At 71.0% G+C, this 15,442-nt stretch carries 12 protein-coding genes; 11 read left to right on the forward strand and 1 reads right to left on the reverse strand.

Going from position 1 to position 15,442, the window contains the following annotated elements:
• Positions 1 to 226 precede the first annotated feature (226 nt).
• Complete coding sequence (locus AB0B90_RS28620; protein ID WP_350947319.1) at positions 227 to 412, reverse strand: hypothetical protein; 186 nt, start codon at positions 410 to 412, stop codon at positions 227 to 229.
• A gap of 447 nt (positions 413 to 859) precedes the next feature.
• Between AB0B90_RS28620 and AB0B90_RS28625 the strand changes: the two genes are divergently transcribed.
• The 11 genes from AB0B90_RS28625 to AB0B90_RS28675 are packed head-to-tail and all read left to right on the forward strand — an operon-like array spanning position 860 to position 15,348.
• Positions 860 to 2,536 carry an ABC transporter substrate-binding protein gene (locus AB0B90_RS28625; RefSeq protein ID WP_350947320.1) on the forward strand — a complete coding sequence of 559 codons (1,677 nt, stop codon included), beginning with the start codon at positions 860 to 862 and terminating at the stop codon, positions 2,534 to 2,536.
• Positions 2,537 to 2,539: 3 nt separating this feature from the next.
• On the forward strand, positions 2,540 to 3,550 hold the full coding sequence (locus tag AB0B90_RS28630) for an ABC transporter permease (RefSeq protein ID WP_362925773.1): 1,011 nt from the start codon (positions 2,540 to 2,542) through the stop codon (positions 3,548 to 3,550).
• Complete coding sequence (locus tag AB0B90_RS28635) at positions 3,550 to 4,395, forward strand: ABC transporter permease (protein ID WP_350947322.1); 846 nt, start codon at positions 3,550 to 3,552, stop codon at positions 4,393 to 4,395. The genes AB0B90_RS28630 and AB0B90_RS28635 overlap by 1 nt, the downstream gene beginning before the upstream one ends.
• A gap of 6 nt (positions 4,396 to 4,401) precedes the next feature.
• Positions 4,402 to 6,543, forward strand: coding sequence for an ABC transporter ATP-binding protein (locus tag AB0B90_RS28640; RefSeq protein WP_350947323.1), 2,142 nt, complete (start codon positions 4,402 to 4,404; stop codon positions 6,541 to 6,543).
• 8 nt (positions 6,544 to 6,551) lie between these two features.
• Entirely contained in the window at positions 6,552 to 8,609 is a 2,058-nt protein-coding gene (locus tag AB0B90_RS28645) for a hydantoinase/oxoprolinase family protein (protein ID WP_350947324.1), read from the forward strand.
• Complete coding sequence (locus AB0B90_RS28650; RefSeq protein ID WP_350947325.1) at positions 8,606 to 10,330, forward strand: hydantoinase B/oxoprolinase family protein; 1,725 nt, start codon at positions 8,606 to 8,608, stop codon at positions 10,328 to 10,330. The genes AB0B90_RS28645 and AB0B90_RS28650 overlap by 4 nt, the downstream gene beginning before the upstream one ends.
• Entirely contained in the window at positions 10,323 to 12,167 is a 1,845-nt protein-coding gene (locus AB0B90_RS28655) for a hydantoinase B/oxoprolinase family protein (protein WP_362925774.1), read from the forward strand. Before AB0B90_RS28650 ends, AB0B90_RS28655 begins: the two co-directional genes overlap by 8 nt.
• Positions 12,164 to 13,516: an amidohydrolase family protein gene (locus tag AB0B90_RS28660; RefSeq protein WP_350947327.1), complete on the forward strand. Its 1,353-nt coding sequence runs from the start codon at positions 12,164 to 12,166 to the stop codon at positions 13,514 to 13,516. The genes AB0B90_RS28655 and AB0B90_RS28660 overlap by 4 nt, the downstream gene beginning before the upstream one ends.
• Positions 13,513 to 14,001 carry a DUF4440 domain-containing protein gene (locus tag AB0B90_RS28665; protein WP_350947328.1) on the forward strand — a complete coding sequence of 163 codons (489 nt, stop codon included), beginning with the start codon at positions 13,513 to 13,515 and terminating at the stop codon, positions 13,999 to 14,001. Before AB0B90_RS28660 ends, AB0B90_RS28665 begins: the two co-directional genes overlap by 4 nt.
• Positions 13,998 to 14,987 (forward strand): zinc-binding dehydrogenase, encoded by a 990-nt coding sequence (locus AB0B90_RS28670; RefSeq protein ID WP_350947329.1) that lies wholly within the window; start codon positions 13,998 to 14,000, stop codon positions 14,985 to 14,987. The genes AB0B90_RS28665 and AB0B90_RS28670 overlap by 4 nt, the downstream gene beginning before the upstream one ends.
• Positions 14,988 to 15,000: 13 nt before the next feature.
• The gene (locus tag AB0B90_RS28675) at positions 15,001 to 15,348 is read left to right on the forward strand and encodes a TIGR04076 family protein (RefSeq protein WP_350947330.1); all 348 of its coding nucleotides are present in this window, start codon (positions 15,001 to 15,003) and stop codon (positions 15,346 to 15,348) included.
• The last annotated feature ends 94 nt before the right edge of the window (positions 15,349 to 15,442 follow it).

Consider the following 15,442-nt stretch of genomic DNA (forward strand, 5'->3'; position numbering starts at 1 on the left):
TAGCTCACGCCCTGCCGGCGTGCCCACTCCGAAAGCTTCACGCGCGCAAGATACATGACTACGTGTGATCATCTTTGCTTATAAAAAATTGAGCAGCTGCCAACCCCTCTCCTCCCGTTGCCGCCGGCTTCCGGTGCCCCCGCCGCTCGCGGGGGTGCCGGAAGCCGTTGTCGTCACAGCAGCCTTTCTCAGGGATCGGCTCCGGCGCACGGGGGACATCCGGGCACTACGGGCGAAGCCGGTGGCCGCCGTCCACCAGGCGGGAGAGCAGGCTGAGGGTGGCCGCGCCCGCCGCGACGCCGCTGAGCACGGAGAGCGGCCAGGCCGACCCGGCCACCAGTGCGAGTGCGCAGGCCAGCACGGCGATCACGACCGCGGTGGTCACGACGAGCAGTACAGGTACGGAGAACATCGACTCACTCCCGCAGGGGGTGTCACCGGGGTTCCGGCGACACGGCGGCCGAGACCCGGATCCGGCCGGATCCGCGCTCGCCCCTACAGGTCCTGCCCGTTCTGAGAGATGTAATCATGTCTGGCGGAGGCATGTGGTCCGCGCTGTGGCCGTCTCGTCGTCCCCGTGCGGGCTCTCCGGGCGGCGCGGCCCTGCCGACAGGGTAGGAAGCGTGGGTCACAGCCGAGCGTCGTTCGTGTGAAATTCAGTGAACACAGCCACTCCTCTCGATCGCCAGATCTCCCAATTGGCTCTCTGAGCATGGGTTTTATCTGTGAACAAGCCTTACTCCCTTGTTCACGGAACTCAGGTCTGATAGAACAAACGGCACATGTAGGTCGAGTGGGTCGTCACTGGAACGATCCGCTCATCTCGCGGCCTAACCCTCATGGCCCCTGGAGGACTGCGATGCCCGGTTTCTCTCACCCCCACGGTCCGGGATCCCCCGCGCTGTCCCGCCGCTCGATCCTGCAGCTCGGGGGTGGGGTCGCCCTCCTCTTCGCGACCGGGTGCGCCGCGGGCACCAAGGCGGGCGACCCCGCCCCCTCGGCGAGCACCGCTCCCGGCGAGAGCGGCGCCCCCGCCGCCAGGGCGTTGCGGATCGCGGTGGGCAGCTACCTGAGCAGCTGGGACCAGGACTTCGTCGGATTCGACCTGACCGCGCTGATGCTCTACAAGAACGTCTTCCCCTACATGATCGACTACGGGGTCACCTCGGTCGGCGACGGCCAGATCCTCGACACCGAGGCGATCGCCCCGACCTTCGCCGAGTCCTTCGAGCCCGACGCCGACAACAAGGTCTGGACCCTCAAGCTGCGCCAGGGCGTCAAGTTCGCGAGCGGCAACGAGATGACCGCCAAGGACGTCAAGTGGTCCAAGGACCGCGCCTTCGCCGCGAAGGCGAACGTCGCCGGGGTCTACCGGCTGATCGGGCTCACCAAGGCCGACCAGGTCGAGGTGGTCGACGACTACACCGTGACGTTCACCCAGGCGTTCCCCAGCGCCCTCACCCGGCAGATCCAGGCCATCTCGCTGTACGTCTTCGACTCGGAAGAGGCGAAGAAGCACGCCACCGACGACGACCCCTGGGCCAAGGAGTGGTTCGCCAAGAACCCCCCGACCGGCGGCTACTTCAACGTGGAGAAGGCGGTCCAGGGCCAGGAGATCCTGCTCAGCGCCAACACCGGCTACCCCGGCACCGACGGCGCAAAGAGCCCGCAGATCAGGCTCACCGTGGTGCCCGCGGCCTCCAACCAGCGCCTCCAGCTGCAGAACGGCGACATCGACATCGCCTTCGGGATCGGCCAGCGCGACATCAAGGACCTCAAGACCACCGAGGGCATCAAGGTCATCTCCGCGCCGAGCAACAACCAGCTCGCCATCCAGATGTCGGTGACCACCGCCCCCTTCGACGACCCCGCGGTGCGCAAGGCGCTCGCCCAGGCCGTCCCGTACGAGCAGATCATCGCCAACGTCTACGGCGGCGACGCGCGGCCCACCAAGAGCGTCGTCCCGCTGGACATGCCCGGCTACTCCGAGACCGGCTACCCCTACACCCACGACGTCGCCAAGGCCAAGGAGACGCTGACCGCGGCGGGCAAGACCTCGATCACCTCCGAGCTGGTCTTCCAGACCGACAACGAGGAGCAGCAGCAGATCGCCGTCCTCGTGCAGAGCGAGGCGAGGAAGGCGGGCATCGAGCTGAAGCTCACCCCGCTCGACCCCGCGACGCTCGCCGAGCGCAGGGAGAAGAAGAACATCCCCCTGCAGATCACCCTGGGCCAGCTCTGGGTCAACGACGTGGAGTACATGCTCGGGACCAGCTTCACCAAGGGGGCGAACCTCAACTACTCCAACTACGTCAACGACGAGATCGAGAAGATCTTCGAGGAGTCCCACACCGTCGTCGACGAGGCCGAGCGCGCCAAGCTCTGGCTGCGCGTGCAGGAGATCATGGCCGAGGACGTGCCGTGGGTCGTCGTCTGCCAGCCCAACTTCAACCTCCCCGTCAGGGAAGAGGTGCAGGGATGGGTGCAGCCGATGGACGGTCTGGCCCGGCTGCGCTACCTGAACGTCACCGGGTGATTCGTGCGCGTCCTCCGGTTCCTCCTCAGGCGGCTGCTCCAGCTCGTCCCGGTGCTCCTCGGGGTGGTCGTCGTGACCTTCCTCCTCGTCAGGGTCCTGCCGGGCGACCCGATCCGTACCATCCTCGGCCCCAACGCCACGGAGGCCGACGCCGCCGCCGCGCGGGCCAGGTTCGGGCTGGACCAGCCCCTGTGGCGGCAGTTCCTCGACTACGTCGGGGGACTGTTCACCGGTGACTTCGGCACCTCGATCCAGAGCGGCACCTCCGTGGGCGCCGAGATGGCCGTGCGTATCGGTCCCACCATGGAACTCGTCGTGATCGCGCTCACCGTGGCGCTGGTGCTGGCCACGGTGCTCGGCATCTGGTCGGCGCGGAACGTGGGCCGGTTCGGCGACCACACCGTCCGCGTCGCGGCGCTCATCGGCAACTCGGTGCCCGAGTTCTGGCTCGGCCTGGTGCTCGTCCTCGTCGGCTACAGCGTGCTGGGCTGGTTCCCCGCGCCCAGCGGCCGGGTGGACCCCGACACCGATCTCAGCCTGATCACCGGCGCGGACCTGCTCGACGCGGCGCTGACGGCGAACGGTCCCGCGTTCGTCTCCGCGCTGGAGCACCTCGCGCTGCCGGTCGCCACGCTGGTGATCGCCATCGTCGCGCCGCTGCTGCGCAGCGTCCGGGCCTCCGCGCTGGAGGTGCTCGCCTCCGAGGCGTACACGGCCGCCGCCGCGCACGGACTCAAGGACCGGCTGCTGCTCCGCGGCTACCTGGTGCGGGCCGCGCTGGTGCGGCTCCCCGCGCTGGCGGCCCTGGTGTTCGGCTTCTCCATCGGCTCGACCGTCCTCGTGGAGTACGTCTTCTCCTGGCAGGGCTTCGGGCAGTGGGCGCTGCGCGGCCTGCTCTACCGGGACTACCCGGTGGTGCAGGCGTCGGTGCTCGTGATCGCGCTGTTCTACGTGGTGGTGTTCCTCATCGCCGACGTCGTCCACGCGATCCTCGACCCGAGAGTGAGGATCTGATGTCGCAGCGCGTCCGGGAGGTCGGCGGGGACCGCGGTTTCGCGTCGTCCCTGATCATCGCGGGCTCCGCCATCCTGGCGCTGGTCGCCGTGGCGGTCGTGTTCGCGCCGCTGCTCAGCGCGTGGGGCCCCGAGGAGATCGACCCCCTCGCGCCCCTCGCGGCGCCGGGCGGCGCCCACCTGCTGGGCACCGACCTCAACGGCATGGACGTGTGGAGCAGGGTCCTGCACGCCGCCAGGCTCGACGTCGGCATCGCGATCGCCGCGGTCGCCGTCGCCGTGGTCGCGGGCAGCCTCGTCGGCCTCGTCGCCGGATACCGGGGCGGCTGGCCGGACGACGTGCTGATGCGAGTTCTCGACGTCTTCCAGGCGTTCCCCACCTTCATCCTCGCTCTCGCGGTGGCCGCGCTGCTCGGCGGCGGGACCGCGAACCTGATCGCGGTGATCGCGCTGGTGAACGCGCCCGCGTACGCCCGGCTGGTGCGGGCCGAGGTGCGCTCGGTGCGGGAACTGCCGTTCGTGGAGGCGTCCCGCACCTCGGGCGCCTCCTTCTGGGGGGTGCTCTGGCGGCACGTCCTGCCCAACAGCCTCACCCCGGTGCGCGTCATCGCCCCGCTGAACTGCGGCTGGGCGATGCTCACGCTCGCCGGGCTGTCCTTCCTCGGGCTCGGCGTGCCGGTGCCCACCGCCGAGTGGGGCGCCATGATCAGCCTCGGTGCCGGAGACGTCGTCGCCGGCCGGTGGTGGACCTCGGTGCCGCCCGGTCTCTTCCTGCTGATCTGCGTCCTGGGCTTCAGCCTCCTCGGTGAGGGCCTGCAGGAACGCGCCGACTCCACGAGGAGGTGACGGACGATGACACTCCTGTCGATCGAGGACCTCTCCGTCGTGATCCACCGCCCCGGACGCCGGGTCGCCGCGCTGAGCGGGGTGAACCTGACCGTCGAGCCGGGCGAGGTGGTCGGCCTGGTCGGTGAGAGCGGCGGCGGCAAGAGCATGGTGGCCCGCTCGATCGTGGGCCTGCTGCCCGGCGGCTCCCGTACGACCGGGAGGGTCCTGTTCGAGGGCACCGACGTGCTGACGATGGGCGCCGCCGAGTTGGAGTCCTTCCGCGGGCACGGCGCCGCGATCTGCTTCCAGAACCCGCGCGGCGCGCTCAGCCCCACCAGGACCGTCGGCCGCCAGCTCGTCGACAGGCTCGTCACCCACCAGGCGCTCGCCCCCGCCCCCGCGCGGGAGGTCGCCGCCGAGCTGTTCGAGTCGGTCGGCATCCGCAGCCCGAGGCGCCGCCTGGACGCCTACCCGCACGAGCTCTCCGGCGGCATGGCGCAGCGCGTCATGATCTCACTCGCCACCGGCTGCGCCCCCGGCCTGCTCATCGCCGACGAGCCCACCACCGGGCTGGACGTCACCCTCACCAGGGAGATCCTCAACCGCTTCCGGCTCGCCGCGAACGCCGAGCGGCGCGGCGTGCTGCTCATCTCCCACGACCTCGCCTCCATCGCGGAGGTCTGCGACCGCGTCGTGGTGCTGTACGCGGGGACGGTGGTGGAGAGCGGTCCGGGACCGCAGGTGCTCGACGAGCCCGCCCACCCCTACACGCGGGCGCTGCTGCGCTCGGTGCCCGACATCGACGGGCGCGCGGTGATCGCCACCCCCGGTGCGATGCCGTTGCTCTCCGAGGAGCCCTCCTCCTGCCCGTTCGTACCGCGCTGCGCGCACGCGACGGAGCTGTGCGTGGCGGAGCGCCCGTACGCCAGGACCCTCTCCTCCGACTGGAGCGCCGCCTGCTTCCACCCCCGCTCGGGGCCGCTCACCGAGTCGTCCGAGCCGCTCACCGGGCCCCTCACCGAGCCGCGCACCGGGCACCTCGACACCCCTTCCCCGTCGCCCACGGAGCCGCCCGCCCGTACGGCCGCCGTCTCGACGGGGGAGGGGACGCACCCCGCTGAGAAGACACACTCGGGGAAGAGGACGCTTTCCGCTGAGACGACGGGCTCGGGAACGGAGACGCGCCCCGGAGGCGGGACGGGCGGGGAGGTGCTGCGCGTCGAGGACGCGCACGTCGTCTACGGTTCCCGTTTCGGCGGCGGGGGTCACCACGCCCTGCGCGGGGTCAGCCTCAGCGTCGCCGCCGGTGAGACCCTGGGCGTCGTCGGGGAGAGCGGCTGTGGCAAGAGCACCCTGGCCAGGCTGATGCTCGGGCTGGTCGCCCCTTCCACGGGGAGGGTCGAGGTGGCCGGGCGGGTCCTGTCCGAGGTGCGCGGCCGGGAGCTGCGCCGCCTGCGCACCCGGGCACAGCTGGTCTTCCAGGACCCGGTGGGTTCGCTCAGCCCCCGGCGGACCGTGCAGGACGCGATCGGTGAGCCGCTGCGCGCCGCCGGGGTGCCCGCCGCCGAGCGCGTCTCACGCGTCGCCGCGGTCCTGGAACGCATGGAACTGGACCCCTCGATCCTGGGGCGGCGCCCGCACGAGCTGTCCGGCGGGCAGGCGCAGCGCGTCGGCATCGCCCGCGCGCTCGTCGGCGACCCCGACCTGATCGTCTTCGACGAGCCCACCTCGGCGCTCGACGTCACCGTGCAGGCGCAGATCCTGAAGGTGATCGCCGAGGTGAGCGGCGACCGCTCGCGCGGCAGCGTCTTCATCTCCCACGACCTGGCCACCGTTCGGGGATTCTGCGACCGCGTCGTGGTTCTCTACCTGGGGCGGATCGTCGAGGAGGGGCCGGTGGAAGAGGTCTTCGGCAACCCCCTGCACCCCTACACCCGGGCGCTGCTGTCCAGCGCCCCGAGCCTCGGCGCCGGGTACGGCGGACCGCGGGTCGAACTGACCAAGGATCTGGAGGAGGCGGACGCCGCCGCGGGCTGTGCCCTCGCGCCGCGCTGCCCCTTCGCGACCGACGAGTGCCGGCAGCGGGAACAGGAACTCCGCCCGTACGGCGCGAGCCTGGTCGCCTGCCACCGCGCCGCCGAGATCCCCGCGCTGATCGAAAGGTGACACCCGCAATGCCCGACCCCAAGCACATCCGTCTGGCCGTCGACATCGGGGGCACCTTCGTCGACGCGATGGAGCTGGACACGCGCACCCACGAGGTGCGCTTCAGGAAGGCCTCGACGACCCCGGCGCGCCCCTGGGAGGGCGTGCTCGACGCGGTCACCGCGCTCGGCACCGACCTGTCGGAGGTGGAGCTGTTCATCCACGGCACCACCCTCGGGCTCAACGCCGTCCTGGAGCGGCGCGGCGAGCCCACCGGGATCATCACCAACGACGGCTTCCGCGACATCTTCCTCATCGGCCGGGGCAACGTGCCCTCCGACCACATGTACGACTTCCAGTACGAGCGGCCCGACAGCCTCGTGCTGCGACGCCACACCGCCGGGGTGCGGGGGCGGCTCGACCACCGGGGCCGGGTGGTCGAGGAGCTCGACGCCGCCGGGGTGCGGGAGGCCGCCCGCGTCCTGGTCGAGGAGCGGGGAGTGGTGTCGATCGCCGTCTGCTTCCTGCACTCCTTCCTCGACCCCTCCCACGAGCGGGAGGCCGCCCGGATCATCCGCGAGGCGTACCCCCAGGTGACGGTCTCGGTCTCCACCGACATCGTGCGGGAGTACCGCGAGTACGAGCGGACCAGCACGACCGTCCTCGACGCCTACATCCGGCCGATCTTCGAGAGGTACGTGGACCGGCTGGAGCGCGGGCTCGCCGAGCGCGGCTTCGACGGGCGATTCCTGATCATGCGCTCCGGCGGCGGTTCCATGACGTCGGCCGTGGCCAAGACCTCCCCGACGCACACCGTGCTGTCGGGCCCGGCGGGCGGCATCGTGGGCGCGGCGCACATCGCCGCCGCCCTCGGTCGCCGGGACCTTCTCACCTTCGACATCGGCGGCACCTCGCTGGACGCGTGCGTGATCGAGCACGGGTCCCCGGTGGCCGCCTACGAGGCGCAGCTGGAGCACTTCCCGCTGCTGATCCCCACCTACGACATCCGCACGATCGGCGCCGGAGGGGGCTCGATCGCGTGGCTGGAGCGGGGATTGCTGAAGGTGGGGCCGCAGAGTGCGGGTGCCGACCCCGGCCCGGTGTGTTACGGCCGGGGCGGCACCCGCCCCACCGTCACGGACGCGGCGGTCGTCCTCGGCTACGTGGACCCGGACCGTTTCCTGGCCGGGACCATGGAACTGCGGGCCGACGCCGCCCGCGCGGCGCTCGACGAGCAGGTGGCCGGGCCACTCGGGCTCAGCCCCGAGGCGGCGGCGGCGGGCGTCTTCGACGTGCTGCTCGCCAAGACCGTCGGCGCGGTCCGGCAGATCACGGTCGAGCGGGGACACGACCCCCGGGGCTTCTCGCTGCTCGCGTTCGGTGGGGCGGGGCCGCTGCTCGCCCCGCTGCTCGCGGCGGAGATGGGCATCGGCGAGGTCATCGTGCCGTTCGCGCCCTCGGGCTTCTCCGCCTGGGGGATGCTCAGCGCCGACATCGTCGACGACTTCTCCCGCACGGTGATGGCCACCCTGGACGACGCCGACCTCGACGGGCTGGAGACGGTGTTCAAGAGCGTCGAGGCCGAGGCGGTCGCCTCCCTGGAGGCGCAGCGGGTCCCGGCGGACCGCATGGTCCTTGAGCGCCAGTTCGAGCTGCGCTACCTGGGCCAGGAGCACTCGCTCATCGTCACCACGGGCCGCGACCTCGACCGCGACGCGATCAGGCGGGCGTTCGAGGAGACCCACGCGGCGCGGTACGGGCACGCGATGGACAACCGGGTGCAGATCCTCAACCTGCGGGTGCGCGGCATCGGCCGTACCGACCGGCCAGAACTGGTGACGCGCCCGCCGGGTGACGGCGACGCGAGCCGGGCGCTGCTCGCCCACAGGGACGCCTACGACTTCGGCACCCGCGCCACGGCGTCGTTCGCCGTCTACGACCGCGCGCTGCTTGAGCCGGGCGACGCGTTCGAAGGCCCTGCCCTGGTCGACGAGGGCACCTCGACCACCGTGGTCCCCTCGGGGCAGCGGGTCGAGGTCGAGGAACACGGCTACCTGCTGGTACGGCTTGTGGAGGCGACGTCATGACGGAGCGGCTGGACGGTGCTCGATCGGACGGCGCCGGAGTGGACGGCGCCGGGGCGGACGGCGCTCGATTGGACGGCGCGACCGCCGAGGTGGTGCGCAGTTACCTGCTCGCGGCGGCGGAGGAGATGCGGGCCACGCTGATCCGCACCTCCTTCAACCCGGTGATCTACGAGGTCCACGACTTCGGTATGTCGATGTACGACGCGGACCTGCGGCTGATCGCCGAGGCCACCGGACTCACCTTCTTCCTCGGCGCCAACGACTTCTCACTCCGTAAGGGGGTGGAGTATGTCGGGCGGGAGAATCTGCGTCCCGGTGACGTGGTGTTGTTGAACTATCCGTACTGGAACGCGGCACACGCGTATGACGCGACGTTGTTCTGCCCGGTTTTCATGGGCGAGGACCTGGTGGGTTTTTTGTGTGTGCGGGCTCACTGGATGGATCTGGGGGCGAAGGATCCGGGGTATGTGCTGGATTCCACGGATATGCATCAGGAGGGGATTATCTTTCCGGGGACGAAGGTGTTCTCGGAGGGGGTGGCGAATCGGGAGATCATTGAGTTGATCCGGTTCAATTCGCGGATGCCGGATCTGGTGATCGGTGATCTGAACGCGCAGGTCGCCGCGCTGCGCACCGGCGAGCGCCGTTTCCAGGAGATCCTGGAGAAGTTCGGCCGCCCCACCGTGGAGGCGGCGGTCCAGCGGATGGTCGAGGACGGGGAGGCGCGCACCCGCGCCGCCCTCGCCGAGCTGCCGCAGGGCTCGTGGACGGCGGTCGACTGGCTGGACGACGACGGGATCACCGAGGATCCGGTCCGCATGCAGGTCACCGTCACCGTCGCCGACGGCACCTTCACCGTCGACTTCGCCGGTTCCTCGCCCGCCACCGCAGGGCCCATCAACATGCCGTTCGGCGCGACCATCGCGATCTGCAAGGTCGTCCTGAAGGCGCTCACCTCGCCCGACGAGCCGTCCAACTTCGGTACGACCGTTCCTCTTGAGGTGCGGGCCGAACCGGGCACGCTCTTCCATGCCGTCTACCCGCAGCCGACGTTCACCCTGTGGACCGGCATCGTCGCGGTCGAACTCATCCTGAAGGCGCTGGCACAGGGCATGCCCGACCGGCTTCCCGCCTCTTCGGGGGGTGACGTGCCGGGGTTCATGATGGTCGGGATCCATCCGGAGACCGGGCAGATGTTCGCGGTCAGCAACAACGACCCGGTGGGCTGGGGCGCGACCCCGTCCCACGACGGCATGAACGCCGCCACCCACGTCTCGGGGAGCACGGGACGCATCACCCCGATCGAGGTTCTGGAGGCCAGGACCGGGATGTTCTTCGAGCGGGTGGAGATGCGTGAGGACTCCGGCGGCGCGGGACGGTTCCGGGGTGGGGTGGGTTTGCGGCGTGACATTCGTTTCGTGGTGCCGGGGGAGTTCCTGTCGGTGATCAAGAAGACGCGGTCGCGGCCGTGGGCGCTGGAGGGTGGGCTGGAGCCGGAGCCCAACCAGGTGGTGGTCTTTCCCGGCACCGAGCGTGAGCATCGGGTGAGCACGAAGCGGACCAGGGTGGAGGTCGGCGACCGGATCACGTTGCTCACGGCCGGTGGCGGTGGGCACGGGGATCCGCGCGACCGCGATCCCGACCTGGTGCGCCGCGACGTCGCCGAGGGCTACGTCTCCCCCGAAGCCGCCCGCGAGACCTACGGGATCGACGATGTCTGAGCCCGCCGCCTCCACGCCGTCCGGCCCCGCCGTCCCAGGGGCCGCGGTCTCCGACCCGTCCGGCTCCGCCGTCCCAGGGACCGCGGTCTCCGACCCGTCCGGTCCCGCGGCCCCGGAGTCCACCGGGCCCGCCGCCTCAGGAGGGCGAAGGGCCGGCCGCGCGGGCGGCGGCCTCGGCCCGGTGGACGGCGCGACGGTCGAGGTGGTGCGCAGCCACCTCTCCTCGGTCGCCGAGGAGATGCGGGCCACGCTCGTCCGTACCGCCTTCAACCCGGTGATCTACGAGGTGTTCGACTTCGGCATCTCCGTCTACGACGCGGATCTTCGTCTCGTTGCCGAGTCGACGGGGCTGAGCCGCTTTCTCGGCGCCAACGACTATTCCATCCGTAAGGGGGTGGAGTATGTCGGGCGGGAGAATCTGCGTCCCGGTGACGTGGTGTTGTTGAACTATCCGTACTGGAACGCGGCGCATTCTTACGACGCGACGTTGTTCTCTCCGGTGTTCGTGGATGCCGATCTGGTGGGTTTTTTGTGTGTGCGGGCTCACTGGATGGATCTGGGGGCGAAGGATCCGGGGTATGTGCTGGATTCCACGGATATGCATCAGGAGGGGATTATCTTTCCGGGGACGAAGGTGTTCTCGGAGGGGGTGGCGAATCGGGAGATCATTGAGTTGATCCGGTTCAATTCGCGGATGCCGGATCTGGTGATCGGTGATCTGAACGCGCAGGTCGCCGCGCTGCGCACCGGCGAGCGCCGCCTCCGCGAGCTGTACACCCGCTACGGCGGGGACGTCGTCGCCTCCGTCGTCGAGATCGTGATCGCCGCCGCCGCCGAGTCCGCCGCCGAGGCCGTCGCCGGCCTGCCGCAGGGCTCGTGGACGGCGGTCGACTGGCTGGACGACGACGGGATCACCGAGGATCCGGTCCGCATGCGGGTCACCGTCACCGTCGCCGACGGCACCTTCACCGTCGACTTCGCCGGATCGTCCGGCGCGACCGCGGGACCGGTCAACCTCCCGTTCGGCGCGACCATCGCGACCTGCCGGGTCGCGTTCAAGGCGATCACCACGCCGACAGAGCAGACCAACGCCGGGCACTTCGCCCCGCTGGAGGTGCGGGCCGAACCCGGCACCCTCTTCCACGCCGCCTACCCGGCGGCGACCTTCACCCAGTGGACGGGGACGGTCGCCCTGGAGCTGATCTACAAGGCGTTGGCGCAGGGCATGCCGGAGCGGCTTCCCGCCTCTTCGGGGGGTGACGTGCCGGGGTTCATGATGGTCGGGATCCATCCGGAGACCGGGCAGATGTTCGCGGTCAGCAACAACGACCCGGTCGGCTGGGGCGCGACCCCGTCCCACGACGGTATGAACGCCGCCAACCACCTGTGCCAGACCCAGGCCCGCAACACCCCCGTCGAGGTTCTGGAGGCCAGGACCGGGATGTTCTTCGAGCGGGTGGAGATGCGTGAGGACTCCGGCGGCGCGGGACGGTTCCGGGGTGGGGTGGGTTTGCGGCGTGACATTCGTTTCGTGGTGCCGGGGGAGTTCCTGTCGGTGATCAAGAAGACGCGGTCGCGGCCGTGGGCGCTGGAGGGCGGGCTGGAGCCGGAGCCCAACCAGGTGGTGGTCTTTCCCGGCACCGAGCGTGAGCATCGGGTGAGCACGAAGCGGACCAGGGTGGAGGTCGGCGACCGGATCACGTTGCTCACGGCCGGTGGCGGTGGGCACGGGGATCCGCGCGACCGCGATCCCGACCTGGTGCGCCGCGACGTCGCCGAGGGCTACGTCTCCCCCGAAGCCGCCCGCGAGACCTATGGAGCCGAGGTCGTCCGATGAACGACATGGTCAACGATGTGGTCCTGGTCAACTGCACCGTCACCGACGCCCGCGCCGCCGGTTCGGGAGGTCGTACGGCGGGCGTCCCGTTCTCGGGCGACGCTGCCATCCGGCCGGCCCGGACGACGGACGGGCGGATCGCCGACGCCGCGGTCCGGACGGCGGAGGGGGAGGGGCGGATCGCCGACGCCGCGGTGTGGATCCGGGGTGACAGGATCGCGGCCGTGGGTCCTCGCGAGCGGATCCTGGAGCGGACGGGCGACGCCCAACTGCTCGACCTGGACGGCGCGTACGTCACCCCCGGCCTGGTCAACATGCACACCCACCTGTCCCTGTCGCTCCCCGGCCAGGGAGGCGACAGCGTCAAGAACATGACGGCGCACGAGCTCGCCCTCTACATGGCCGACGGCGCCCGGCGCACCCTGCACTGCGGGGTGACCACGGTGAGGTGCGTGGCCGAGAAGGACCACGCCGACTTCGCACTGCGCCGGGCGATCGAGTCGGGCCGGGCGGCCGGCCCGCGCATCTTCACCGCCGGTCGCGCGCTGGTCTGCACCGGCGGCCACGGGCACGAGGGGAGCGACACCCTGGAGTGCGACGGCGCCGACGGGTTCCGGCGCGGGGTGCGCAGCCAGATCAAGGCGGGCGCCGACCTCATCAAGATCATGATCTCGGGCGGGATCGCCGGGGAACACGAGCAGATGGACACCCCGCAGCTGTTCTCCGACGAGCTGGCGGCGGCGCTGCAGACCGCGCACGCCTGGGGCCGCAAGGTCACCGCGCACGCGGGTCCGGCGGCGGTGATCGCCGAGGCCGTCGAGATGGGCCTCGACTGCGTCGAGCACGGCTATCAGCTCACCCCCGAGGTCGCGAAGAGGATGGCCGAACGCGGCACGTCCCTGGTGCCGACGCTGCTCGTCACCCGCTGCAAGGAGTTCTTCGACGAGCTCGGGGTGCCGGAGTGGATGCAGTGCCGCTCGCTCGGAGCCGGCCCCCGCCACCTGGAGAGCTACGCCATCGCCCTCGACGCGGGGGTGGACGTCCTGCTGGGCAGCGACATGCCGCCGTTCTGGGACTTCGAGGGGACGAACGCCTCGGTACGCGAGCTGGAGTGCATGTCCGAAGGCGGTCTCGGCCCGGCCGGAGCACTGTACGCGGGCACGCTCGGCCCGATCCGCTGGCTCGGCGCCGAGGCCGACCTCGGCACCGTCGAGGTCGGCAAGTACGCGGACCTCATCGCGATGGACGCCGACCCGCTCGCGGGCACCTCGGCCTTCCGCGGGGTCCGCTGGGTGATGAAGGGCGGCCGGGTCGTCCGCGACGACCGGTCGGGATGGGAGAAGCCGTGAACACCGGCTCCGAGGTGGGCACCGACCTGATGGGAGAAGTCGTGAACCCCGACTCCGAGGTGGACGCCGACCCGATGGGAGAAGTCGTGAACACCGGGTCCGGTGCGGACGCCGACCTGATCGCGGCCGGCATCGACGACATGTACGACGCGTTCCTCGCGGCCGACCGCCACCGCTTCGACGGGCACCTGCACGACGCGGTGACCACCTGGGAGACGCACCTTCCGGGACCGCTGAGGACCCGGCGGGAACTCGACGCCTACCGCGACGAGAGGGACGGCTCGGGTGCGCGTCCCCGCCTCGCCAGGCTGGAGGCCGAGGACAAGTGGATCGACGTGTGGGACGACACCGGCGTCGCCCGCTACGTGCTGGTCGCCCAGCCGCCGGACGGACCCGTCCAGCGCAGCCGGGTGACCGACGTGCTGCGCCGCGTCGGCGGGGACTGGCTCATCGTGCACCACCACTCAGAACTGCTCACGTCGTGAACCGGCGGCTGGTCGCCTACGAGCACGGCGAGCCCGAGGAGGTCCTCTCCCTGGCGGAGGTGCCCGAGGAGCGCGCCCCCGGCGACGGCGAGGTGCGGATCGCGGTGCGGGCCGTCGGGCTGAACTACCTCGACGTCATGCTGTGCAGGGGCACCTACCCGGTACGCCCGGATCCGCCGATGACGCCCGGCGTCGAGGCCGCGGGAACGGTGGTCGCCGCCGGGGCGGGTGCCGAGCACCTGGAGGGCAGGGCGGTCCTCGCCTGCCCCACCCTGCCGCACGGGGCCCTCGGCGACGTCGTCACCGTCGACGCCGCCCTCGTCGTGCCCTACCCGGACGGGCTCGACCCCGTCACGGTCGCGGCCCTGCCCGTCACGTACCAGACCGCGTGGTTCGCGCTGCGCAGGGCCGGGCTCGCGGCGGGGGAGACGGTGCTCGTGCACGCGGGTGCGGGAGGTGTCGGCATCGCCGCCACCCAGCTCGCGCTCGCCTTCGGGGCGCGGGTGATCTGCACGGCGGGTGGCCCTGCCAAGACCGCGCTGTGCCGGGAGAACGGTGCGGCCGAGGCGATCGACTACCTGGAGGTCGACTTCGCCGCCTCGGTGATGGACCTGACGGACGGCAACGGCGCCGACGTCGTCGTCGACCCCGTCGGCGGCGACGTCCTCGCGCGCTCGCTGGACTGCCTCGCCTTCGAGGGGCGCCTGGTGGCCGTCGGTGCGGCCGGAGGATTTCCGCCGCCGGTCGACCCGATGGCGTTCGTCGCCGCCAACGCCTCCCTGGTCGGGGTGTCGTGGGGGTCGGCGTACCCGTGGCGGAGACCCGACGCGGTGCGGGACGCCTACGAGGAGCTGTTCGCCCTGCTCGACTCGGGCGCCGTACGGCCGCTCGTGTCGCGCGTGGTGAGCCTGGCGGAGACCCCCGCGGCCCTGGCCGACCTGGCCGAACGCCGTACGACAGGAAAGATCATGGTCCGGACGGGCTGAGGGAGGAAGCGGCGTGAACGACATCAGTGGGAACGGCGGGGACGAGCAGGGCGACATGGAGCTGTACGACCTGCGGGTGGTGGTCGACCGCATCGAGGGCAGGTCCGTCTGCGGGATGGAGGTGGGCGACTGCTTCACCCTGGAGAACAGCGCCCACCTGCGGCTCCCCGACGGCGAGCACTTCTGCGTCTACGCGCTCGCCTCGGTGCTGCCGTTCCTCGCCGCCAAGCAGCGCGACCTCGCCGAGGGCGACTGGCTGGAGCGAGACACCCTGTTCACCTGCCCCGACCCGGAGGAGCGGCTGGTGATGCGGGTCGAGCGGACCGGGCGCCGCCGGATGAACTCCGCCGACCTGACCTGAGCCGACCTGACCTGAGAAGGACCCGCGATGACCGGCGTGCCGGAGGGATCCCCGAGGACCGCCGTGATCACGCGGCGATCCGCGACGACCGCAG

This window comes from Streptosporangium sp. NPDC049078 (genome assembly GCF_040648855.1).
Lineage (GTDB): Bacteria > Actinomycetota > Actinomycetes > Streptosporangiales > Streptosporangiaceae > Streptosporangium.

Bases quoted from the DNA above. Each gene is read 5' to 3' on its own strand.
- AB0B90_RS28620 (WP_350947319.1), bottom strand. From the start codon at position 412: ATGTTCTCCGTACCTGTACTGCTCGTCGTGACCACCGCGGTCGTGATC.
- AB0B90_RS28660 (WP_350947327.1), top strand. From the start codon at position 12,164: ATGAACGACATGGTCAACGATGTGGTCCTGGTCAACTGCACCGTCACC.
- AB0B90_RS28640 (WP_350947323.1), top strand. From the start codon at position 4,402: ATGACACTCCTGTCGATCGAGGACCTCTCCGTCGTGATCCACCGCCCC.
- AB0B90_RS28645 (WP_350947324.1), top strand. From the start codon at position 6,552: ATGCCCGACCCCAAGCACATCCGTCTGGCCGTCGACATCGGGGGCACC.
- AB0B90_RS28635 (WP_350947322.1), top strand. From the start codon at position 3,550: ATGTCGCAGCGCGTCCGGGAGGTCGGCGGGGACCGCGGTTTCGCGTCG.
- AB0B90_RS28655 (WP_362925774.1), top strand. From the start codon at position 10,323: ATGTCTGAGCCCGCCGCCTCCACGCCGTCCGGCCCCGCCGTCCCAGGG.
- AB0B90_RS28625 (WP_350947320.1), top strand. From the start codon at position 860: ATGCCCGGTTTCTCTCACCCCCACGGTCCGGGATCCCCCGCGCTGTCC.
- AB0B90_RS28650 (WP_350947325.1), top strand. From the start codon at position 8,606: ATGACGGAGCGGCTGGACGGTGCTCGATCGGACGGCGCCGGAGTGGAC.